Origin of the sequence: Pseudomonas sp. UFMG81 (assembly GCF_015354575.1) — a bacterium.
Lineage (GTDB): Bacteria > Pseudomonadota > Gammaproteobacteria > Pseudomonadales > Pseudomonadaceae > Aquipseudomonas.
Genome location: NZ_JACAFQ010000032.1, coordinates 28,908 through 51,784, shown reverse-complemented (window position 1 = coordinate 51,784; position 22,877 = coordinate 28,908). Strand labels below are relative to the sequence as shown.

The following is a 22,877-nucleotide window of genomic DNA, read 5'->3' as shown; positions in this document are numbered from 1 at the left end:
CCGCGATGGGGCTTGAACAGCCCTCAGAGCACCGCCTTCGGATACGACCCCAGCACCTTCAGCGCCACGGCCTCCTGACTGATCTGCTCGAGCACTGCCTTGATCAGCGGATCGCGGTGATGCCCGACGAAGTCAATGAAGAACACGTAGGTCCACTTGCCGCTGCGCGACGGACGGGTCTCGATGCGGGTCAGGTCGATGCCGTTCTCGTGGAACGGCACCAGCAGCTCGTGCAGCGCGCCCGGCTTGTTGCTCATCGAGACGATGATCGAGGTCTTGTCGTCGCCGGTCGGCGGCACTTCCTGGCTGCCGATCATCAGGAAGCGCGTGGAGTTGTCCGGACGGTCCTCGATCTTCTCGGCCAGGCGGGTCAAACCATACAGGTTGGCCGCCATGTCGCCGGCGATCGCCGCCGAATTCCACTCACCCTTGACCCGCTTGGCCGCCTCGGCGTTGCTCGACACCGCCACGCGCTCGACGTTCGGGTAGTGCGCGTCCAGCCACTTGCGGCACTGGGCCAGCGACTGGGCGTGGGAATAGATGCGGGTGATGCTGTCGGTCTTGGTGTTCTCGCCCACCAGCAAGTGGTGGTGGATGCGCAGCTCGACTTCGCCACAGATCACCATGTCGTGCTCGAGGAAGCTGTCCAGGGTGTGGCTGACCGCACCCTCGGTGGAATTTTCCACCGGCACCACGCCAAAGTTGACGGCACCGGCCGCCACTTCACGGAACACTTCGTCGATGGCCGCCATCGGGCGGCTGACCACGGCATGGCCGAAGTGCTTCATGGCCGCCGCTTGGGTGAAGGTGCCCTCAGGGCCGAGGTAGGCGATCTTCAGCGGCTCTTCCAGGGCCAGGCACGACGACATGATCTCGCGGAACAACCGCGCCATCTCTTCGTTGTCCAGCGGACCCTTGTTGCGTTCCATCACGCGCTTGAGCACGGCGGCTTCCCGCTCGGGGCGGTAGAACACCGGCTTCTCGCCTTCGGCCAGCGAGGCGGTCTTGACCTTGGCCACTTCCTGGGCGCAACGGGCGCGCTCACTGATCAGCTCGAGGATCTTCTCGTCGAGGCTGTCGATGCGTACGCGCAGCGCCTTGAGTTCCTGTTCGGCCATCAGCCGTGCTCCTTCTCGAATTCAGCCATGTAGCCCACCAGCGCTTCGACGGCTTCCAGGCCCAGGGCGTTGTAGATCGAGGCGCGCATGCCGCCGACCGAACGGTGGCCTTTGAGGTTGAGCAGGCCACGGGCGTCGGCACCGGCCAGGAAGGCCTTGTCCAGGCGCTCGTCGGCCAGGCGGAACGGTACGTTCATCCACGAACGGGCGTTGTGGCTGATGGGGTTGGTGTAGAACTCGCTGTTGTCGATGTAACCGTACAGGCGGTCTTTCTTCGCCCGGTTACGCTGCTCCATGGCCTCGACGCCGCCCTGCTCCTTGAGCCACTCGAACACCAGGCCCGAGAGGTACCAGGAGTAAGTGGCCGGGGTGTTGTACATCGAACCGTTGTCGGCCGAGACCTTATAGTCGAGCATGGTCGGGCAGCTGCTGCGGGCGTGGCCCAGCAGGTCTTCACGCACGACCACTACCACCAGGCCGCTCGGGCCGATGTTCTTCTGCGCGCCGGCGTAGATCAGGCCGTACTGCGAAACGTCGATCGGGCGCGAGAGGATGTCGGAGGACATGTCGACCACCAGCGGTACATCACCGGTCTCCGGCACCCAGTCGAACTGCAGGCCGCCGATGGTCTCGTTGGACGCATAGTGGACGTAGGCCGCGTTCTTGCTCAGCTTCCACTCGTTCTGGCCAGGGATGGCCAGGTAGTCGTAGGGCTTGGCGCTGGCGGCGACGTTGACGTTGCCGAAGCGGCGCGCCTCCTCGATGGCCTTCTTCGACCAGATGCCCGTCTCGATGTAGTCGGCGGTGCCGTTTTCCGGCAGCAGGTTCAGCGGGATCTCGGCGAACTGCTGGCTGGCGCCACCTTGCAGGAACAGCACCTTGTAGTTGGAGGGGACGGACAGCAGGTCGCGCAGGTCCTGCTCGGCCTTTTCGGCGATGGCCACATAGTCGTCGCTGCGATGGCTCATTTCCATCACGGACAAGCCCTTGCCGTGCCAGTCCAGCATCTCGGCCTGGGCACGCTGCAGGACAGCATCGGGAAGCGCGGCCGGGCCTGCGCAGAAGTTAAAGGCTCGTTTGCTCACATCCACTCTCGCTCTGCCAAATAGAACTTGTGGGAGCGGGTTTACCCGCGAACAAGGGCGAAGCCCTTGCCATGCACCGCAGTGCCTTCTTCGCGGGTAAACCCGCTCCCACAGGGTTTTGCATTGCCCTCGGGGGCTTTGCCATCCGTAATCAGTCAAACGGGGCGACCTTGGTCGCCCCGTTCGGGTTGTAGCACTTGCTTATTCCTGTGGCGCCTCTTCAGCGCCGGCACCGTTCTCGTCAGCGGCCTCCGTCGCATCCAGCGGGGCGCCCTCCTCGTCCGTCTCGACGAGGTCGTCGAGCTCTTCCTCGGATGGCTCCTGCACCCGCTCCAGGCCCACCAGCGTTTCATCGCTGGCCAGCTTGATCAGCGTCACGCCTTGCGTGTTACGACCCAGGCTGGACACTTCGCCGACCCGCGTGCGCACCAGGGTGCCCTGGTCGGAGATCAGCATGATCTCTTCGCCTTCCTGCACCTGGATCGCGCCGATCAGCAGACCGTTGCGCCCTTTGGTACCCATGGCGATCACGCCCTGGCCACCACGGCCGCGGCGCGGGAACTTGGACAGCGGGGTGCGCTTGCCGAAGCCACGCTCGGAGGCGGTGAGGATCTGCGCGCCGGACTCGGGGATCAGCATCGAGATGATGCGCTGGCCCTTGCCCAACTTCATGCCGCGCACGCCACGGGCGTTACGGCCCATCTCGCGCACCACGCTCTCGGCGAAGCGGATCACCTTGCCGGCGTCGGAGAACATCATGACTTCCTTGGCGCCGTCGGTGATGGCCGCAGCGATCAGGGTGTCACCTTCCTTGAGCTTCAGGGCGATCAGGCCATTGGAGCGCGGACGGGCGAACTGCACCAGCGGGGTCTTCTTCACGGTACCGGAGGCGGTAGCCATGAAGATGTAGGCGCCGGTTGCATCGGCCACCCACTCCGCGGTGTCGCCGTCTTCTTCGTCGACTTCCTCGGCCTCGATCACTTCACCTTCGAGTACGGTGTCCTCCGCGTCCTCCAGCTCTTCCTCGGCGCCTGCGCTTTGCTGCAGGGCCTCCAGGTCGATCTGCAGCATGGCGGTGATGCGTTCACCTTCTTCCAGCGGCAGCAGGTTGACCAGCGGACGACCACGGGCGGCACGGGAAGCCTCGGGGATTTCGTAGGTCTTCTTCCAGTACACCTTGCCCTTGCTGGAGAACAGCAGCAGCGTCGCATGGCTGTTGGCGACCAGCAGGTGCTCGATGTAGTCCTCGTCCTTGACGCCAGTCGCCGACTTGCCCTTGCCGCCACGGCGCTGGGCCTGGTAGGCGGCCAGCGGTTGCGTTTTGGCGTAGCCGCCGTGGGAAATGGTCACCACGCGCTCTTCTTCCGGGATCATGTCGCCGTAGTTGAGGTCGTGGGTGGCGTTGAGGATCTCGGTGCGACGGGCATCGCCGTATTCGGCGCGGATCGCCTCCAGCTCTTCGCGGATCACTTCCATCAGGCGCTCGGCGCTGCTGAGGATGCGGATCAGCTCGCCGATCTGCTCGAGGATCTCCTGGTACTCGGCCAGCAGCTTCTCGTGCTCAAGGCCAGTCAGGCGGTGCAGGCGCAGGTCGAGGATGGCCTGGGCCTGCTCCGGCGACAGGTAGTACTTGCCGTCACGCAGGCCATACTGCTCCGGCAGGTCTTCCGGGCGGCAGGAATCGGCGCCGGCGCGCTCGACCATGACCTGCACGGCGCTGGACTCCCAGGCGGTGCTGACCAGGGCCTCTTTAGCCTCGCCCGGGGTCGGCGAGGCCTTGATCAGGGCGATGACCGGGTCGATGTTGGACAGCGCGACCGCCTGGCCTTCAAGGATGTGGCCACGCTCGCGGGCCTTGCGCAGCTCGAACACGGTACGACGAGTCACCACTTCACGGCGGTGACGGACGAACGCTTCGAGCAGGTCCTTGAGATTGAGCAGGCGCGGACGACCGTCGATCAGGGCGACGATGTTGATACCGAACACACTCTGCAGTTGAGTCTGCTGGTAGAGGTTGTTGAGCACCACCTCCGGCACCTCGCCGCGACGCAGCTCGATGACGATGCGCATGCCGTCCTTGTCGGACTCGTCGCGCAGCTCGGTGATGCCTTCGATCTTCTTCTCTTTCACCAGCTCGGCGATCTTTTCGATCAGACGCGCCTTGTTCAGCTGGTAAGGGAGCTCGGTGACGACGATCTGCTGGCGGCCACCGACCTTGTCGATGTCTTCGATCTCGGACCGTGCGCGCATATAAATGCGGCCACGGCCGGTGCGGTAGGCCTCGATGATGCCCTGGCGGCCATTGATCTGGCCGGCCGTGGGGAAGTCCGGCCCCGGGATGAACTGCATCAGCTCATCGACCGTGATGTCGGAGTTGTCGATCAATGCCAGGCAACCATCGATCACTTCGCCCAGGTTGTGCGGCGGGATGTTGGTGGCCATGCCCACGGCGATACCGCTGGAGCCGTTGACCAGCAAATTGGGGATCTTGGTCGGCATGACTGCCGGGATCTGCTCGGTGCCATCGTAGTTGGGCACCCAGTCGACGGTCTCTTTGTGCAGGTCGGCCAGCAGCTCGTGGGCCAGCTTGGACATGCGCACTTCGGTGTATCGCATGGCCGCGGCGTTGTCGCCGTCCACCGAACCGAAGTTGCCCTGACCATCGACCAGCAGGTAGCGCAGCGAGAAGGGCTGCGCCATACGCACGATGGTGTCGTACACGGCGGTGTCGCCGTGCGGGTGGTACTTACCGATCACGTCACCGACCACACGGGCGGATTTCTTGTACGGCTTGTTCCAGTCGTTGCCCAGTTCGCTCATCGCATACAGAACGCGACGATGCACGGGCTTCAAGCCGTCACGCGCATCGGGCAGCGCTCGCCCGACAATCACGCTCATCGCGTAGTCGAGGTAAGACTGTCTCAGTTCGTCTTCGATATTGACCGGGAGGATTTCTTTGGCCAGTTCGCCCATGAGAAGCCTGATTCCTTTTTCTGGTGAAACTTCGCCTGATCCCTCGGAGGACGAACGAAGCTCGCCGCCGCAGCGCGAAGCAATGCGACGACTTACGACAAATCAATGAGTTGTGCCATGGATCTGCGCAATGAAGGCCGCCATGACGAGCAGCCTTGGAAACTGCCGGATGTTATCACAAAGGCTGGGCGCATGGGAGATATGGCAGGATGCCGCCGGAGGGCATTTCCCCACCCACCGATGACGCACACGAACCCTGTAGGAGCGGCCTTGTGCCGCGAAAGGGGTGCGCAGCGGCCCCAGGATCCATGGTTGTCACGAGATTGCCGGGGCTGCTCCGCAGCCCTTTCGCGACACAAGGCCGCTCCTACAGAAGATGTGCAAGCCTGCAGGAGCTGGGAGCCGACCGTCTCAATGCAGGCGCTTGCGGCACATCAGCTGGGCGATTTTCGCCGTATCCGGGCGCTCGACGACGCCTTTCTCGGTGACGATCACATCGATCAGGTCGGCCGGGGTGACATCCACCACCGGGTTATACGCCTCGACATCGGCCGTCACCTGGATGCCATCCACCTCCAGCAACTCTTCCACCCCGCGCACTTCCAGCGGAATATCCTCGCCCGTGGCCAGGTTCAGGTCGATGCTGCTGCTTGGCGCCACGACCATGAAGCGCAAACCGTGGTGCATGGCCGCCACCGCCATCTGGTAGGTACCGATCTTCGCCGCCACGTCGCCATTGGCGGCGATGCAGTCGGCCCCGACCACCACCCAGGTGATGCCCTTGGTCTTCATCAGGTGCCCCGCCGCTGCGTCGGCGACCACGGTCACCGGCACACCGTCAGCGGCCAACTCCCAGGCGGTCAGGCGCGAGCCCTGCAACCAGGGGCGCGATTCGCAGGCATACACCTGCTCGACCATGCCTTCCAGGGTGGCTGCACGAATAACCCCCAATGCGGTGCCAAAACCACCGGTAGCCAGGGCTCCGGCATTCCCATGGGTGAGCAACGCCTGCTCGCTGCCCTGATGCCGGCGGATCTGCTCGACGCCGAACTGGGCCATGGTCAGGTTGGCCTCTCGGTCGCTTTCGTGGATGGCGACCGCTTCGGCCTCCATCACCGCCAGCACATCTTCGCCTGGGCGCAGGCGCTGCAAGCGCTCACGCATGCGATTGAGCGCCCAGAACAGGTTGGCCGGCGTCGGGCGCGCCTCGCCCAGCATCAGGAAGTCTTCTTCCAGCGCCTCTTCCCAGCCCTCGCCCTCGGCCAGGCGCTGACGCAGCGCCAGCACCAGCCCGTAGGCTGCGCAAATGCCGATCGCCGGGGCGCCACGCACAGCCATGTCACCAATGGCCTCGGCCACCGCCGCCACATCGGCGCAGGTCAGCCAGCATTGCTCGAGCGGCAGCAGGCGCTGGTCAAGCACGTGCAACGCGCCATCGCGCCACTCGATGCCCGTCACCGTCTCCGCCGCCATCAATTGCTCGCGCATCGCATCTCCCCGTCGCCCAGGCATCAAAAGCCGGCGATTATAGCGACCCTCAGCCCAGGACGCTCGGGTATACTGCGCGTTTCGCCGAATCAATCCAGGTCTATGCCGCGCATGCCCACCACCACGCCTCCTCTCGACTTGCTGCTGGTACCCCGCTGGCTGGTGCCCGTGGAGCCGGCCGGGGTGGTGCTCGAAGGACATGCACTGGGTATCCGTGACGGCGTGATCGCCTGGCTTGGACCGCTCGAGCGCGCCCCCCAGGCGCTTGAAGTACGCGAACTGCCCGACGGCCTGCTCACTCCCGGCCTGGTCAACGCCCATGGCCACGCCGCCATGAGCCTGTTCCGCGGCCTGGCCGACGACCTGCCGTTGATGACCTGGTTAAAAGAGCATATCTGGCCCGCCGAAGGGCGCTGGGTCGACGAAGCGTTCGTGCGTGACGGCACCGACCTGGCCATCGCCGAACAGCTCAAGGGTGGCATCACCTGCTTCGCCGACATGTACTTCTTCCCCCGCGAAGCCTGCGACCGCGTGCACCGCAGCGGCATCCGTGCGCAAGTCGCGGTACCCCTGCTGGATTTCCCCATCCCAGGCGCGCGCACCCCGGAAGAAGGCCTGCACCTGGCCATCGAGCTGTTCGGCGACCTGCGCCACCACCCGCGCATCACCGTCGCCCTCGGCCCGCACGCCCCCTATACCGTCAGCGATGCCAACCTCGAGAAGATCCGCATCATCGCCGACCAGCTCGACGCGCCGCTGCACATGCACATCCACGAGACTGCCAGCGAAGTCGAGCAGGCCGTCAGCGACACCGGCGAACGCCCCTTGGCCCGCCTCGCCCGCCTGGGCCTGCTGGGCCCCAACCTGCAGGCGGTGCACATGACCCAGGTCAGCGACGAAGACCTGGCGCTGCTGGTAGAAAGCAACACCAGCGTGGTCCACTGCCCGGAATCCAACCTCAAGCTGGCCAGCGGTTTCTGCCCGGTTGAACGCCTGTGGCAGGCCGGGGTCAACGTGGCCATCGGCACCGATGGCGCGGCCAGCAACAACGACCTCGACCTGCTTGGCGAAACCCGTACCGCTGCCCTGCTGGCCAAGGCCGTGGCCGGCAACGCCACGGCCCTGGACGCCCACCGGGCGCTGCGCATGGCCACGCTCAATGGCGCGCGCGCCCTGGGCCTTGCGGCCGTGACCGGCTCGCTGGAAGTGGGCAAGGCCGCCGACCTGGTGGTGTTCGACCTGTCGGGCCTGGCGCAGCAACCGGTGCACGACCCGGTCTCGCAACTGATCTATGCCACCGGCCGCGACTGCGTCAAGGACGTCTGGGTCGCCGGCCACCCCCTGGTGCAGGACCGCCGCCTGACGCAAATGGACGAGCAGGCGCTGGTCGCCACTGCCCGCGCCTGGGGAGCCCGCATCGGCGGGCGCAACGAATGACCGGGCGCCAGCCATGGCTGGCGCCCCGTGACACTCTTTATCGAAGCTTCAGAGGATTGTTCAGATGAGCAACGTCGACCACGCCGAAATCGCCAAGTTCGAAGCCCTGGCCCACCGCTGGTGGGACCGCGAGAGCGAGTTCAAGCCACTGCACGACATCAACCCGCTGCGGGTCAACTGGATCGACGAACGCGTCAGCCTCGCCGGCAAGAAGGTGCTCGACGTCGGCTGCGGCGGCGGCATCCTCAGCGAAGCCATGGCCCAGCGCGGCGCCACGGTCACCGGTATCGACATGGGCGAGGCACCGCTGGCGGTGGCCCAGCTGCACCAGCTGGAGTCGGGCGTGGCGGTGGAATACCGGCAGATCACCGCCGAAGCGCTGGCCGAGGAGATGCCCGGCCAGTTCGACGTGGTCACCTGCCTGGAGATGCTCGAGCACGTGCCCGACCCTTCGTCGGTGATCCGTGCCTGCTACCGCATGGTCAAGCCCGGCGGCCAGGTGTTCTTCTCGACCATCAACCGCAACCCCAAGGCCTACCTGCTGGCGATCATCGGCGCCGAGTACGTGCTCAAGATGCTGCCGCGCGGTACCCACGACTTCAAGAAGTTCATCCGCCCCTCCGAGCTGGGCGCCTGGAGCCGTGCCGCGGGCCTGGAAGTGAAGGACATCATCGGCCTCACCTACAACCCGCTGACCAAGCACTACAAGCTGTGCAACGACGTCGACGTCAACTACATGATCCAGACCCTGCGCGAGGAATAAGCATGCGCCTGCGAGCAGTACTCTTCGACATGGACGGCACCCTGCTGGACACGGCGCCGGACTTCATCGCCATCTGCCAGGCGATGCTCGCCGAACGCGGCCTGCCGACCATCGACGACGCGCGCATTCGCGACGTGATTTCCGGCGGCGCCCGCGCCATGGTTGCCGCGACCTTCGCCATGGACCCGGAGGCCGAAGGCTTCGAGGCCCTGCGCCTGGAGTTCCTCGAGCGCTACCAGCGCGACTGCGCGGTGCACAGCAAGCTGTTCGACGGCATGCCGGAACTGCTGGCCGACATCGAGAAAGGCAACCTGCTGTGGGGCGTGGTCACCAACAAGCCGGTGCGCTTCGCCGAGCCGATCATGCAGCGGCTGGGCCTGGCCGAACGCTCGGCGCTGCTGATCTGCCCGGACCACGTGAAGCACAGCAAGCCTGACCCCGAGCCGCTGATCCTGGCCTGCAAGACGCTGAATCTGGACCCGGCCAGCGTGCTGTTCGTCGGCGACGACCTGCGCGACATCGAGTCCGGCCGCGATGCCGGCACCCGTACCGCCGCCGTGCGCTATGGCTATATTCATCCAGAGGACAACCCCAACAACTGGGGCGCCGACGTGGTGGTGGACCACCCGCTGGAGCTGCGCAAGGTAATCGACAGCGCGCTGTGCGGCTGCTGAGATCCACAGGATAGCGACGCGTCCCTACTGTGGGAGCGGGCTTGCCCGCGATGAATCCACCTCGGTGCATGGCACGGGCTTCGCCCGTGTTCGCGGGTAAACCCGCTCCCACAGGGACCGCGACAGCTCTAGAAAGAAGGGAAACTTCAATGTTCGACTACACTCCCCGCCCCGACCTGCTCAAGGGCCGGGTCATCCTGGTCACCGGTGCCGGCCGCGGCATTGGTGCCGCCGCCGCCAAGGCCTACGCCGCCCTGGGCGCCACCGTGCTGCTGCTGGGCAAGACCGAAGCGAACCTGAACGAGGTCTACGACCAGATCGAGGCCGCCGGCCACCCGCAACCGGTGGTGATCCCGTTCAACCTGGAAACCGCCCTGCCCCACCAGTACGACGAACTGGCGGTGATGATCGAGGACCAGTTCGGCCGCCTCGACGGCCTACTCAACAACGCATCAATCATCGGCCCGCGCACGCCGCTGGAGCAGTTGTCGGGCGACAACTTCATGCGCGTGATGCACATCAACTGGGGTGCCTATGGCGTGTCGAAGTTCGCCACCGAGGGCCTGATGCAGACCCTGGCCGACGAGCTGGAAGGCGTGGCACCGGTGCGGGCCAACAGCATCAACCCCGGCGCCACGCGCACGGCGATGCGGGCCCAGGCCTACCCGAGCGAGAACCCACAGAACAACCCGCTGCCCGAAGAGATCATGCCGGTGTACCTCTACCTCATGGGGCCGGACAGCAAGGATGTGAACGGGCAGGCCTTGAACGCCCAGTAACGTTCCAGATCGCCGGGGCCGCACCGCGGCCCATCGCCGGCAAGCCGGCTCCCACAGTGTTGATGTGAGGCTGTCCACTGTAGGAGCCGGCTTGCCGGCGATGGGGCCTGCTTCAGCCCGCTGCCAGCGCCGGGCGCAGACGCCCTTGCTGGCGCCCCTCCAGCTGCATGCAGCGTTCCAGGAACAGGAACATGCAGTCGTAGCTCTTGCAGATCGCCCGGCGCAACTCGGTGCGCAGCCCCAGCGTCGGATTCTCGCCGGCCAGGGTGCAGATGATCTCCAGCGCCTCCCACGGGTGCTCGTCATCGTACTGGGCATGCATCTTCAACCACTTCATGGCGCGCTTGCGGGTCTCCTCGGGGAAGCCCTGGGCATAGGTGTCGGCCGAGCAGACCACCGCCGACCACTCGCCCGTGGCACCTTCGATGGCGTAGTTGGTGGCCGCCATGGCAATGGCCAGCGACTCGGTGGCGCAGACCCGCCAGCACCAGTCGTTGAGGCCGTTGAGCTCGGGCGGCACTTCCTGCGCCTGCAACTCGTGCAGGTGGATGCCGTGGGCCTGGCACCACTGCACCCAGTAGTCGGCATGGTTGAGCTCGACGCGGATGTTGCGCATCAGCCAGCGCCGCGCCATGTCTTCGCCTTGATGGCGCCCGTAGCGGGTCTTGGTGAGGTTGTGGGCCATGTACAACGAAAACTGCTCGACCACCGGCCAGCCACCGATGAGGTACTGGCGGATAGTCGCCGGCCGCAGTTGGCCGTCGCGCAGCCGCTGGTAGAACTCATGCTCCACCACCCTGCGCTTGCTTTCGCGACAATCTTCGATGAGTTGCTGGGCCCAATCAGGATAACTGGCCGGATCCATCAATGGTCCGATCCGAATGAACGCGTCGATCACTGTCAGCTCCTTGATTCCTTGTGATTCCGGGCGCTACTCAGCGAAAGGTCCCTGGCGCCCGGTGCAAGAGGGGCCTCGCCGCAATCCTTTGACGCTGCAGGCTGTCGCAGGTGAAGACCTGCGGGCGTTCTATGAGGTAGCCCTGGGCAAAATCCACACCGATTTCCTGCAACGCCTGCTCGATCAACGGTGTCTCGACAAACTCGGCGATGGTCCGCTTGCCCATGACGTGGCCGATGTGATTGATCACTTCGACCATCGCCCGGTTGATCGGGTCGTCGAGCATGTCTTTGACGAAACTTCCGTCGATCTTCAGGAAGTCTACTGGCAAATGTTTCAAATAGGCGAATGACGACATTCCGGCGCAAAAGTCGTCGAGGGAGAACTTGCAACCCAGCCCTTTCAATTCATTGATGAAACGAATTGCACTTCCCAAATTGGCTATAGCGCTGGTCTCGGTTATTTCAAAACAGATTAAGCGTGGCGGGATCTGGTACTCACCGAACAACCGTTGCAGATACTCGAGGAACTTGTCGTCGCCGATGCTCGCCCCGGAAAGGTTGATTGCGCACATGGCCAGCGGCCCTTCACGCCCTTCGTCCAGGCATTGGCGAATCACCTGGAACACATTGCGCACCACCCAACGGTCGAGGGCGGTCATCAAGCCGTAGCGTTCGGCGGCGGGGATGAAACTGTCGGGCAGGATGGTGCGACCGCTTTCATCGTGCAGGCGCAGCAGAATCTCGATGTGAGCGGCACTCTCCTGGCCCTGCAACGGGGCGATTTCCTGGGCGTACAGGCAGAAGCGGTTTTCTTCGAGGGCCACGTGCAGGCGCTGGATCCAGGCCATCTCGCCAAAGCGCATGGACAGTTCGCTGTCGTCGGCGTGGTACACCTGGACCCGATTGCGGCCTTTCTCCTTGGCCATGTAGCAGGCCATGTCGGCGGCCCGCAGCGACGCTTCCAGGGTGCTCGGCGCCTGGGCGATATGCACCAGGCCAATGCTGACGGTGGTGACGAAGGGCCGGCCTTTCCAGACGAAATGCAGGCTCTGCACCACCTGGCGCAACTGCTCGGCAATACGCTCGGCCTGCTCCGCCGGGCAGTTCTCCAGCAGTACGCCGAATTCGTCGCCACCCAGACGGGCCAGCGTGTCGCCCTCGCGCAGGCCCGACTGCAGCACCGCGCAGATATGCCGCAGCAGCTCATCCCCGGCGGCGTGGCCGCAGGTGTCGTTGACCAGCTTGAACTGATCGAGGTCGAGGAACATCAGCGAATGGCGCCCCGGCTGGCGTGCCAGGGCGTTGAGCGCCTGCTCCAGGCGGTATTCGAACTCGCGGCGGTTGGCCAGCCCGGTAAGCGCGTCGTGGGTCGCCTGCCACGACAGGTTGGCGATGTACTGGCGCTCCTGGGTCATATCGTGGAGCACCACGACGATGCCACTGACCTGACCTTCGCTGCGGATCGGCGACCCGACCAGATTGACCGACACCGTGCTGCCGTCCAGGCGCTGGATCAGCCGGGCGTGCTCGTCGCAGCCCTTGAGGCTGCCACTGAGCACCTGCTCGACCAGGGTGCGGCTGTCTTTCTCGGCGTTCTCGTCAAGCAGGCTGAACAGCGCCGCCAGCGGCAGGCCCTCGGCCTGGGCGGCCTGCCAGTGGGTCAGCTGTTCGGCGGCAGGGTTCATGTAGGTGATGCAGCCGTCGACATCGGTGGTGATCACCGCATCGCCAATCGACTCCAGGGTGACCTGCGCCCGCTCCTTCTCGTCCTGCAAGGCCATGGCGAAAGCCTGGCGCTGGGCCAGCAGCTTGCTCGAACGCAGCCAGGCCATGGCGATGAGGAACAGCGCGGTGGCCAGGTTGGTCAGCATCAGCACCTTGAGCAGCATCCGCGAACCTTCGCCCAGGGCGTCGCTGAAGGCCTTGGCCGCCGGGGTTACGCCATCGTTGATGGCGACGATGCGCGCCTTCCATTCAGCGACCCGATTGGCTGTGACCGCCCCGCCGGCGAAACCCTGGCGCATCTCGCCAGCCAGCACATCGAGCTGGCGCAGGTAGTCGTCGCCGATATCCCAATAGTCGATGGCGGTCTGCATGTAGCTGATATGGCGAAAGTTGCGGTAGAACCAGATGATCCGCGCCACGTCGTCGGGGTGGTTGCCACCCTGCAGGATGCCCTTGCGCGCGGCATCCAGGTCGGGCTCGGGCTGGTCCAGGGCCAGGCGCAGGTCGTAATCGCCCTTGGGCACGAGGATGGCCTGGCGGTAGCGCTGGTAGGTGAGCGGCTGGCGGTCTTCGGCGTACAGGCTGAGGTAGTAGATGGCGTCCTTCTGCGCCTTGGACCACAGGCTTTCGCCCGCCACGTAGGCACGAACCGCGGACAATGCATAAAGGCTGGCAGCGCCCAGCAGCACCTGGAACACCACCACGGCGACAAAGGGCCAGATGATCCCCAACAGCCTTGGCGCCTCGAGAGTCCGATTTCCCTTCATGTAATCCCTGTCACGACGGCAGATAAGGCACGAATCGACCTAGACAAAGCACAGCGTAGGCCATTTGCCATGCCTGCGACGTGCTTTTTGCTGACGGGGAATGCGCTTTGCAGTTGCCATGGCGCACAGCCACGGCCCTACCTTCTTGTACTGCCTGCGCAGCCCTCATCGCTGGCAAGTCGCGGCGGCGAACCGCAGCTCCCACAGGTACAGCGCAAGCCTTGAGCATGGCGCGGTCTATGTGGGAGCCGGCTTGCCGGCGATGAGGCCGTGCGCAATGTCAACGCTGCTCAGGTCTGTTGCAGGTGCCCATACAGCTTGGCATACAACCCGCCTTCGGCGATCAGTTGCTGGTGACCGCCATCCTCGGCCACGTGCCCGCCGTCGAACACCAGCACCCGGTCGGCCTGCTTAACGGCCGACAGCCGGTGGGCGATGATCAGCGTGGTGCGGCCACTGAGAAAGCGCGCCAACGCCTGGTGCAGGTTGTACTCGGTGGCGGCGTCCAACGCAGAGGTAGCCTCGTCGAGGATCACTACCTTGGGCTCGGCCAGCACCATGCGCGCAATGGCCAGGCGCTGGCGCTGGCCGCCGGACAGACGCACGCCGGAGCGCCCGACCACGCTGTCCAGGCCCTGGGGCAGCGCGGCGATGGTGGCGTCCAGCTGGGCAATGCGCAGCGCCTGCCAGCAGGCGTCGTCGCTGCAATCACGGCCCATGGTCAGGTTGGCGCGCACGCTGTCGTTGAACAGCGACGGGTGCTGCAACACCACCGCGACGTTCTCGCGCAGGGTCTCCAAGCCGATTTCCTGCACGCTGGCACCGCCAAAGCGGATAGTCCCGGCCTGGGCGCTGTACAACCCCAGCAGCAGTTGCACCAGGGTGCTCTTGCCGCCGCCGCTGGCACCGACGATGGCGACCTTCTCGCCTGGGGCGATGGACAGGTTCAACTGGTCCAGCACTGGCTCGTCGGCGTAGGCGAAACGCAGGTCGCGCACCTCGATACCCACCGTCTCACGCCCGGCGAACGGGTCGCTGGCCGCCGGGTACTGCGGCTCGTCGTCCCGCGCCAGCAGCTCGTTGAGCCGACTCAGCGCCCCGCCAGCAGCGTAGTAGGCATATTGCAGGTTCAGTAGCTGCTCCACTGGCCCGATCATGAACCACAGGTAGCTGAACACCGCCAGCATCTGCCCGATCGACAGGTCGGAGAACAGCACCGTGAGCATGGCCGCAGCGCGGAAGATATCGATACCGAACTGGAACAACAGCCCGCTGGCCCGGCCGCTGGCGTCGCTCTTCCACTGCGAGGCCACGGCATAGTCGCGCACTTCCCGGGCACGCAGGCCCAATCGGCCAAGAAAATAGCCCTGGCGGTTGCCGGCGCGGATTTCCTGGATGGCGTCGAGGGTTTCGGTCAGCGCCTGGGTGAACCGCGCGGTGCTGTCGTTCTCCAGCTTCTTCAGGTGCTTGACGCGCTTGCCCAACTGCACCGTGAAGTAGATCACCAGTGGGTTGAACAGCAGGATCAGCAGCGCCAGTTGCCAGTGCATCCAGATCAGGATCGCCGCGGTACCGGTGAGCGTGAGTACCGCCACCAGGAAGCGGCTGAGGGTTTCGCCGACGAACTTGTCGAGGGTGTCCAGGTCGGTGACCAGGTGGGTGGTCACCGTGCCGCTGCCGAGGCTTTCGTACTCTTTGAGCGAAATACGCTTGAGCCGCTCGATCAGGCGGATGCGCAGGCGGTAGACGATGTCCTTGGCCAGCCCCGCGAACAGCTTGGCCTGCACCACGTTGAAGGCCAGCGCGGCCAGGCGCAGCCCCAGGGTGGCGCACAGCATCAGGCCGATATAGCCCGCGGCGACCTGCCAGCCGCTGGGCAGGAAGTTGTTCATCCATTTCAGCGCGGAATCGCCGTGGCCGAGCAGCACTTCGTCCACCAGCAGCGGTAACAGCAAGGGGATGGGCACACTGCACAGGGCGGCGAGCACCGCCACCAGGTTGGCCGACCACAGGGCTTTCTTGTGGTGCAGGGCCAGGCGGCGGATTTCCGCCCAGCTCAGGCGATCGGGCGCAGCGGGGGACTTCCCTGGCACAGGGTCTGGCGACCCGGGCAGATCAAGCACAGGCGGCCTGCTGCAGCCAGCGGCCGAGCAAGGGTTGCAGGTTGCCCAGCGGCTGGTAGCCGTTGGTCAGCAACGCCAGTTGGCCATTGCGCTCAGCCAGCAACGTGGGGAAGCCTGCGATCCCCAGGTCCTGCACCCAGGCAAAATCGGCGGTTGTCGCGACGCGGGTGTCGTGGCTGGCGAAGCGCTGGGCGAACCCGTCGCGGTCGAAACCGGCTTGCACGGCCAGTTCCACCAGTTGCGGGGCCCGGGTGACGTCCACCCCGTGCTCGTAGAAGGAGGCCTGGATCAGCTTGAGCAGGCCCCACATGCGCTGCCCGTCCAGCTCGCGCGCCGCCACCAGGGCACGGCAAGCCGGCTCGGTGTCGTAGACGAAGCCATCGGGCATCGCGCCGTCGAAAGCAAACGGCTGCCCGGTGGCGTCATGCACCGCCTGCCAGTGTTCGAGGATGTATTTGCGGGTAGAGGCATCCAGGGCGCTGCCGCCACTGCGCAGGCCACCTGGCACCAGGTGGGTGGCGATACCGGCCTCGCGCGCCTGGGCGATCAGCGCCTCGGCCACCGGGGCGAAGCCCCAGCACCAGGAGCACATCGGGTCCATCACATAGAGCAGGCGTGCGGACATCGATCAAGCCTCTGCTTTGTAGTTGAAACCGATCGGGTGTGGCTGGTTGCGCGCCTTGGCCAGCTCGATCTGCTTCTGGCGGTCGATGGCACTGCGCCGGGTCTTCTCGCTCAGGCTGTCCCAGCAGTGCGGGCAGCTCACCCCTGGCGAATAGTGCTCGGACTCGCGGTCCTTCACATCGATCGGGTGGCGGCAGGCGTGGCACTGGTCGTACTCGCCTTCGGTCAGGTCGTGGCGCACCGTGACCCGGTTGTCGAAGACGAAGCAGTCACCGTCCCACAGGCTTTGTTCCTGAGGTACTTCCTCGAAGTATTTCAGGATGCCGCCCTTGAGATGATAGACGGCTTCGAAGCCTTCACCGAGCATGTAGCTGGACGCTTTTTCGCAACGGATGCCGCCGGTGCAGAACATGGCCACTTTCTTGTGCTTGCTCGGGTCGAAGTTGGCCTTGATGTACTCCGGGAACTCACGGAAGGTTTCGGTCTTGGGGTCGATGGCGCCCTTGAAGGTGCCGATGGCCACTTCGTAGTCGTTGCGGGTATCGATCAGCAGCACTTCGGGGTCGCTGATCAGCGCGTTCCAGTCTTTCGGCTCGACGTACTGGCCGACCGCCTGGTTCGGGTCAACGCCCGGCACACCCAGGGTGACGATCTCTTTCTTGAGCTTGACCTTGGTCCGGTAGAACGGCTGCTCGTCGCAGTACGACTCTTTATGGTCGACATCCACCAGCCGCGGGTCGTTGCGCAGCCAGGCCAGCAGGCCGTCGATGCCTTCGCGGCTGGCCGACACGGTGCCGTTGATGCCTTCATGGGCCAGCAGCAGGGTGCCTTTGACGCCGTTGTCGAGCATGGCGTCGAGCAGCGGCTCGCGCAGGTCGAGGTAGTCTTCCAGGGTGACGAACTTGTACAGCGCCGCCACGACGATCGGTTGGGTCATTGCGTTGAATCTCCAGGTGGCTGCCCTCGTAAGGGGCGTACCAGGTTTGACAAAAGCAGGGGGCCGCTTCGCAGCCCATCGCCGGCAAGCCGGCTCCCACAAGGTCGGCGCAATGCTCAAGCACTGCGCTGCACCTGTGGGAGCCGGCTTGCCGGCGATGGGCCGCAAAACGGCCCCAAGGGAATGTCGCGGATTGTATCAGAACGCCGGACGGGATTCAGTGCCCGCCGCCCGCGCACACCGGCGAGGCCGGCGCCGCCCCCACCTGCGCCCACTCCTCAGGGGTGTAGGTGTGAATGGCCAGGGCATGGATCTCGCCCATCAGCTCGCCCATGGTGGCGTAGACCTTCTGGTGGCGCTTGACGCTGTTCAGCCCGGCGAACTGCTCGCTGACCAGCACCGCCTTGTAGTGCGTCTCCTGGCCACGGCTGTGCATGTGGCTTTCGTTGTGCACTTCGAGGTGCTGGTCACCCAGCGCGGCCAGTTGCTGCTCGATACGTTGCTGCATGCTCATGGCAATCAACTCACTTCTTCGCCGGGGCCTTGCCGGCGCTCGGGTCGAGTTCCTTGGTCATGTCGTCGAGCAGCTTGTTGACCACCGGTACCGCAGGCTCGAGGCTCTGCTGGGTGAGCTGGGCCGACTGCTGCGTGACTTTCGGCATTTCGCGCAGGACCTTCTTGCCCAGCGGCGACTCGTAGAACTTGACCAGGTCGTTCAGCTCGGCCTCGGTGAAGGTGGCGGTGTACAGGTCGACCATCTTCGGCTTGATCTTCTTCCAGCCGATGGCGTTGTCCAGGGCGGCGTTGGCCTTGGCCTGGTAGCTGTCGAGCACGCCTTTCTTGGAGGCCGGCGCCTTGGTCTGTTCGAAACGCTGGGCGAACATCTGCTGGACCTGCATGTACACCGGGGTACCCAGCTTGTCGGCATTGGCCAGGGTCAGGAATTTCTCGGCGGCAGCGTTGTGGCCAGGGGTGGCAGCGAGTACCTGGCCACTGGCACAGACCAGGGCTACGGCGGCACAGAGGACACGGAGACGGGTCATTGCATTTCCTTCAAGAAAGGGAGGCGGGTACCTCAGAGTAGAGCATTCTGCGCTGTGGTGGCGAAGTGCTCAAGGGGGACGACGAGCGTGTGAACCGCTGGGTCGAATCAGGGCCTAAACTGCGAATTCGGACTACAAAGGAGTGAGCGCAGCATGAGCCGTATCGAGACAGACAGCCTGGGCCCGGTGGAAGTTCCGGCTGACGCCTACTGGGGTGCACAGACCCAGCGTTCGCTGATCAACTTCGCCATTGGCAAGGAACGCATGCCGCTCGCGGTGCTGCACGCCCTGGCGCTGGTCAAGAAAGCCGCGGCGCGGGTCAACGACCGCAACGGCGATTTGCCCGCTGACATCGCCCGGCTGATCGAACAGGCCGCCGACGAAGTGCTCGATGGCGAGCACGACGACCAGTTCCCGCTGGTGGTCTGGCAGACCGGCAGCGGCACGCAAAGCAACATGAACGTCAACGAAGTGATCGCCGGGCGCGCCAACGAGCTGGCCGGCAAGGGCCGCGGCGGCAAGGTACCGGTGCACCCCAACGATCACGTCAACCGCTCGCAGAGCTCCAATGACTGCTTCCCCACCGCCATGCACATCGCCGCCGCCCAGGCGGTGCATGAGCAGCTGCTGCCGGCCATTGCCGAGCTGTCGTCCGGCCTGGCCGAGCTTTCGGCGCGCCACCACAAGCTGGTCAAGACTGGGCGTACGCACATGATGGACGCCACGCCGATCACCTTCGGCCAGGAAGTGTCGGCCTTCGTCGCCCAGCTCGACTACGCCCAGCGCGCCATTCGCGCCACCCTGCCGGCGGTGTGCGAGCTGGCCCAGGGCGGCACCGCGGTGGGCACCGGGCTCAACGCCCCGCACGGTTTCGCCGAAGCCATCGCCGCCGAACTGGCCGCGCTCTCCGGCCTGCCATTCGTCACCGCCCCCAACAAGTTCGCCGCCCTCGCCGGCCATGAGCCACTGACCAGCCTGGCTGGCGCGCTGAAAACCCTGGCCGTGGCCCTGATGAAGATCGCCAACGACCTGCGCCTGCTCGGCTCCGGCCCGCGCGCGGGGCTGGCCGAAGTACGACTGCCGGCCAACGAGCCGGGCAGCTCGATCATGCCCGGCAAGGTCAACCCGACCCAGTGCGAGGCCCTGTCGATGCTGGCCTGCCAGGTGCTGGGCAACGACGCGGCAATCGGCTTTGCCGCCAGCCAAGGCCACCTGCAACTGAACGTGTTCAAGCCGGTGATCATCCACAACCTGTTGCAGTCGATCGAGCTGCTGGCCGACGGCTGTCGCAACTTCCAGCAGCATTGCGTGGCGGGGATCGAACCGGATGCCGCGCAGATGGCCGAGCACCTGGAGCGCGGCCTGATGCTTGTGACGGCGCTGAACCCGCATATTGGGTATGACAAGGCGGCGGAGATTGCCAAGAAGGCCTACAGCGAGGGCAAGACCCTGCGCGAGGCGGCGCTGGAATTGAAGTACCTGACCAACGAGCAGTTCGACCAGTGGGTAAGGCCGGAGAACATGCTGGCGCCGGGGGGCAAGGGCTGACTGTTTGCGGTGTCGGCTTCATCGCCGGCAAGCCGGCTCCCACAGATGCGCTGCCAGCCTCTGTGGGAGCTGGCTTGCCAGCGATGGGGACACCACAGGTGTTCAGCGAACTTGCACCAGCCGCCCGCGCCGCGCCTTCCACCCAGCCACCAGCGATGGCCCCAGCGCCACCAGCGCCGACCCGAGCACTACGGTAATTGCCCCGACATACCCCAGCGCATTGATCTCCTCGGCCTGCACATACTCAGGCCACGCCCAGGCCGCGATCGCCACCGCCACGAACGTCACCAGCGGCGTCAATGCCAGGGTCGCGCTCACCCGCGACGCCTCCCAGTGCGCCAAGGCTTCCGCGAACGCGCCGTAGGCGACCAAAGTGTTCAAGCAACACGCCAGCAGCAGCCAGCCTTGCAGCGGGCTCAGTTGCAGGGCCTCCAGCGGATGCACCCAAGGCGTGAGCAACAGTGCGCAGCCCAGGTACATCACCATCATCACCTGCTGCGAGCCCCACACCGTCAGCAGTTGCTTCTGGCTCAGGGCATAGAACACCCAGATGCTGGTGGCCAGCACCACGGTCAGCACCCCGGTGGTATAGGTCCCCAGCGATGTGAGCAACTCTTCCAGGCGCTGGTTGAAAAACAACCCGAAGCCCGCCAGCAGCACCAGCAGACCGAGTCCCTGCCCCAGGCTGAAGCGTTCCTTGAACACAAACACGCTGGCCACCAGCAACAACACCGGTCCCAGCTGCACCACCAGTTGCGCGGTGCCGGGGCTGAGCAGCTTGAGGCCGATCAGGTACAGCACGTAGTTGCCCAGCAGCCCAAAGATGGCCACCACGATCAACCCCTTGCCCTTGCCGCCCAGTCGGCTGAACGAGGGCAGCCGCCGATTGGCCGTCAGCCAGACGAACAGCAACACGCCGGAGACGGCAAGGCGAAACCAGGTAACGGTGACCGGGTCCATCACTTGCAGCACCTGCTTGAGCTTGATCGGCAGAATGCCCCAGAGCAGCGCGGTCAACAGGGCGAGCAGCAGGCCGAAGACCCAACGGCCGGAAGTGATATGCATGGTGTCCTCGATCAGGCCCGTGGTGGGGGAAACTGGATTCTAAGGGGTTGCAGCGCCGGGCCGAGGACGGGTCGCGGGAAAAGAATTCATCAGGTCATTCCCCGCTGGCATGGGAGCCTGTGTCTGTGTAGGAGCGGCCTTGTGTCGCGAATGGGCCGCGCAGCGGCCCCGGCATTCTTAGGATTGATCAAAATACTGGGGGCGCTTCGCACCCCTTTCGCGACACAAGGCCGCTCCTACAAAGAGGGGTGCCGCTACTTCTTGTGCTTGGCGAACGCCGCTTCCAGCGCTTCGTTGAGGGTACGCAGCACCTTCACCCGCGCCCAGCGCTTGTCATTGGCCTCCACCAGCGTCCACGGCGCGATCTCGGTGCTGGTGCGGTCGACCATATCACCCACTGCTTCGCTGTAGACGTCCCACTTTTCGCGGTTACGCCAGTCTTCCTCGGTGATCTTGTAGCGCTTGAACGGAATCTGCTCGCGTTCCTCGAACCGTTGCAGCTGGGTCTGCTGGTCGATGGACAGCCAGAACTTGACCACCACCACCCCGGCGTTGCGCAGTTGCTCCTCAAAGTCGTTGATCTCGCCGTATGCCCGCATCCAGTCGGCCGGGCTGCAGAAGCCCTCGACCCGCTCCACCAGCACCCGGCCATACCAGGAGCGGTCGAAGATAGTGAACTTGCCGCGCGCCGGGATGTGCCGCCAGAAGCGCCACAGGTACGGTTGGGCACGCTCTTCCTCGGTGGGCGCGGCCACCGGCACGATACGGTACTGGCGTGGGTCCAGCGCCGCCGCCACGCGGCGGATCGCCCCGCCCTTGCCGGCGGCGTCGTTGCCCTCGAACACCGCCACCAGCGCGTGCCGGCGCATGCGCTTGTCGCGCAGCAGGCCGGCCAGGCGCGCCTGCTCGGTGACCAGTTGCTCCTCGTAGTCGCGCTTGTCCAGGCGCAGGGTCAAATCCAGGGCACCCAGCAGGCTCTTCTGGTCGATGCTGCGCCCCAACGGCGCAACGTTGCCCTGGTGCTTGCCCTTGGGGTTGATGGCCAGCGCCGCCTGCAAGCTCTCCAGCAGGATGCGCCCGACCGCCAGGCTGCGGTAGTGCGGGTCGACGCCTTCGATCACGTGCCACGGCGCGTAATCGCGGCTGGTGCGGCGCAACACGCGCTCACCAAAGCGCACGAAGCGGTCGTAGGTTTGCGACTGCTGCCAGTCCAGCGGGCTGATGCGCCAGCTGTGCAAGGGGTCTTTCTCCAGCGCCTTGAGCCGCGCCTTCATCTGCTTCTTGGACAGGTGGAACCAGAACTTGATGATCAGCGCCCCCTCGTCGCAAAGCATCTGCTCCAGGCGTTCGGCACCGGTGATGGCCTGGTCGAGCACCGCGTCCTTGAACTCGCCGTGCACCCGGCCCTGGAGCATCTGGCTGTACCAGTTGCCGAAGAACACCCCCATGCGCCCTTTCGGTGGCAGCGCCCGCCAGTAGCGCCAGGCGGGCGGGCGGGCCAGCTCTTCGTCGGTCTGCTGGTCGAAGGTGCGCACCTCGATCAGGCGCGGGTCCATCCATTCGTTGAGCAGCTTGACCGTCTCGCCCTTGCCCGCGCCTTCGATGCCGTTGATCAGCACGATCACCGGGAAGCGCGCCTGCTGCTTGAGCTCGTACTGGGCTTCGAGCAACGCCTCGCGCAGCGCGGGCACCTCGGCCTCGTAGGTGTCCTTGTCGATGCTGTGACCGATTTCCGCGGATTCGAACATGCTGGGCTCCTTCATTGGATTAGCAAGATTAGCGGAATTGGGCTTTGCCTGTACCGGACCTATCGCCGGTACAGCCTGCG

18 protein-coding genes are annotated in these 22,877 nt (G+C 65.0%); 5 read left to right on the top strand and 13 right to left on the bottom strand.

What is annotated here, in order from left to right:
• Positions 1 to 23: 23 nt before the first annotated feature.
• The 4 genes from pheA to mtnA form a co-directional block, all read right to left on the bottom strand.
• The gene (gene pheA / locus IX761_RS20725) at positions 24 to 1,118 is read right to left on the bottom strand and encodes a prephenate dehydratase (protein WP_194791376.1); all 1,095 of its coding nucleotides are present in this window, start codon (positions 1,116 to 1,118) and stop codon (positions 24 to 26) included.
• On the bottom strand, positions 1,118 to 2,203 hold the full coding sequence (gene serC, locus IX761_RS20720; protein WP_194791375.1) for a 3-phosphoserine/phosphohydroxythreonine transaminase: 1,086 nt from the start codon (positions 2,201 to 2,203) through the stop codon (positions 1,118 to 1,120). The genes pheA and serC overlap by 1 nt, the downstream gene beginning before the upstream one ends.
• A gap of 201 nt (positions 2,204 to 2,404) precedes the next feature.
• Positions 2,405 to 5,176: a DNA gyrase subunit A gene (gene gyrA, locus IX761_RS20715; protein WP_194791374.1), complete on the bottom strand. Its 2,772-nt coding sequence runs from the start codon at positions 5,174 to 5,176 to the stop codon at positions 2,405 to 2,407.
• 411 nt (positions 5,177 to 5,587) lie between these two features.
• Positions 5,588 to 6,664: an S-methyl-5-thioribose-1-phosphate isomerase gene (mtnA, locus tag IX761_RS20710; RefSeq protein ID WP_194791373.1), complete on the bottom strand. Its 1,077-nt coding sequence runs from the start codon at positions 6,662 to 6,664 to the stop codon at positions 5,588 to 5,590.
• Positions 6,665 to 6,775: 111 nt separating this feature from the next.
• Here mtnA and IX761_RS20705 point away from each other — a divergent pair, with 111 nt between their 5' ends.
• The 4 genes from IX761_RS20705 to IX761_RS20690 all read left to right on the top strand — a co-directional run bounded on the left by IX761_RS20705 (position 6,776) and on the right by IX761_RS20690 (position 10,317).
• Positions 6,776 to 8,101 carry a TRZ/ATZ family hydrolase gene (locus tag IX761_RS20705; RefSeq protein WP_194791372.1) on the top strand — a complete coding sequence of 442 codons (1,326 nt, stop codon included), beginning with the start codon at positions 6,776 to 6,778 and terminating at the stop codon, positions 8,099 to 8,101.
• Positions 8,102 to 8,165: 64 nt separating this feature from the next.
• Positions 8,166 to 8,864 (top strand): bifunctional 2-polyprenyl-6-hydroxyphenol methylase/3-demethylubiquinol 3-O-methyltransferase UbiG, encoded by a 699-nt coding sequence (gene ubiG, locus IX761_RS20700; protein WP_194791371.1) that lies wholly within the window; start codon positions 8,166 to 8,168, stop codon positions 8,862 to 8,864.
• Between the two features lie 2 nt (positions 8,865 to 8,866).
• Positions 8,867 to 9,538 carry an N-acetylmuramic acid 6-phosphate phosphatase MupP gene (gene mupP / locus IX761_RS20695; protein ID WP_194791370.1) on the top strand — a complete coding sequence of 224 codons (672 nt, stop codon included), beginning with the start codon at positions 8,867 to 8,869 and terminating at the stop codon, positions 9,536 to 9,538.
• 149 nt (positions 9,539 to 9,687) lie between these two features.
• Positions 9,688 to 10,317 carry an SDR family NAD(P)-dependent oxidoreductase gene (locus IX761_RS20690; RefSeq protein WP_194791369.1) on the top strand — a complete coding sequence of 210 codons (630 nt, stop codon included), beginning with the start codon at positions 9,688 to 9,690 and terminating at the stop codon, positions 10,315 to 10,317.
• A gap of 112 nt (positions 10,318 to 10,429) precedes the next feature.
• On the opposite strand, the gene IX761_RS20685 is transcribed toward IX761_RS20690, so the two are convergent.
• The 7 genes from IX761_RS20685 to IX761_RS20655 form a co-directional block, all read right to left on the bottom strand.
• On the bottom strand, positions 10,430 to 11,215 hold the full coding sequence (locus tag IX761_RS20685) for a TenA family transcriptional regulator (RefSeq protein ID WP_194791368.1): 786 nt from the start codon (positions 11,213 to 11,215) through the stop codon (positions 10,430 to 10,432).
• Between the two features lie 37 nt (positions 11,216 to 11,252).
• A complete protein-coding gene (locus IX761_RS20680; RefSeq protein ID WP_194791367.1) occupies positions 11,253 to 13,709 on the bottom strand; it encodes an EAL domain-containing protein in 2,457 nt (818 codons plus the stop codon).
• Between the two features lie 290 nt (positions 13,710 to 13,999).
• Positions 14,000 to 15,832: an ABC transporter ATP-binding protein gene (locus IX761_RS20675; RefSeq protein ID WP_194791366.1), complete on the bottom strand. Its 1,833-nt coding sequence runs from the start codon at positions 15,830 to 15,832 to the stop codon at positions 14,000 to 14,002.
• Complete coding sequence (locus IX761_RS20670; protein WP_194791365.1) at positions 15,825 to 16,457, bottom strand: DsbA family protein; 633 nt, start codon at positions 16,455 to 16,457, stop codon at positions 15,825 to 15,827. The genes IX761_RS20675 and IX761_RS20670 overlap by 8 nt, the downstream gene beginning before the upstream one ends.
• 3 nt (positions 16,458 to 16,460) lie before the next feature.
• The gene (locus IX761_RS20665; RefSeq protein ID WP_194791364.1) at positions 16,461 to 17,393 is read right to left on the bottom strand and encodes a rhodanese-related sulfurtransferase; all 933 of its coding nucleotides are present in this window, start codon (positions 17,391 to 17,393) and stop codon (positions 16,461 to 16,463) included.
• A 217-nt stretch (positions 17,394 to 17,610) separates the two neighbouring features.
• On the bottom strand, positions 17,611 to 17,907 hold the full coding sequence (locus IX761_RS20660) for a BolA family protein (protein WP_194791363.1): 297 nt from the start codon (positions 17,905 to 17,907) through the stop codon (positions 17,611 to 17,613).
• A 10-nt stretch (positions 17,908 to 17,917) separates the two neighbouring features.
• The gene (locus tag IX761_RS20655) at positions 17,918 to 18,436 is read right to left on the bottom strand and encodes a DUF2059 domain-containing protein (protein WP_194791362.1); all 519 of its coding nucleotides are present in this window, start codon (positions 18,434 to 18,436) and stop codon (positions 17,918 to 17,920) included.
• A 153-nt stretch (positions 18,437 to 18,589) separates the two neighbouring features.
• On the opposite strand from IX761_RS20655, the gene IX761_RS20650 reads away from it, so the two are divergent.
• Positions 18,590 to 19,984 carry a class II fumarate hydratase gene (locus IX761_RS20650; RefSeq protein WP_194791361.1) on the top strand — a complete coding sequence of 465 codons (1,395 nt, stop codon included), beginning with the start codon at positions 18,590 to 18,592 and terminating at the stop codon, positions 19,982 to 19,984.
• Between the two features lie 102 nt (positions 19,985 to 20,086).
• On the opposite strand, the gene IX761_RS20645 is transcribed toward IX761_RS20650, so the two are convergent.
• Both IX761_RS20645 and pap read right to left on the bottom strand, forming a co-directional pair.
• Positions 20,087 to 21,049: a DMT family transporter gene (locus IX761_RS20645; protein ID WP_194791360.1), complete on the bottom strand. Its 963-nt coding sequence runs from the start codon at positions 21,047 to 21,049 to the stop codon at positions 20,087 to 20,089.
• 254 nt (positions 21,050 to 21,303) lie between these two features.
• On the bottom strand, positions 21,304 to 22,797 hold the full coding sequence (pap, locus tag IX761_RS20640) for a polyphosphate:AMP phosphotransferase (protein WP_194791359.1): 1,494 nt from the start codon (positions 22,795 to 22,797) through the stop codon (positions 21,304 to 21,306).
• Between the last annotated feature and the right edge of the window lie 80 nt (positions 22,798 to 22,877).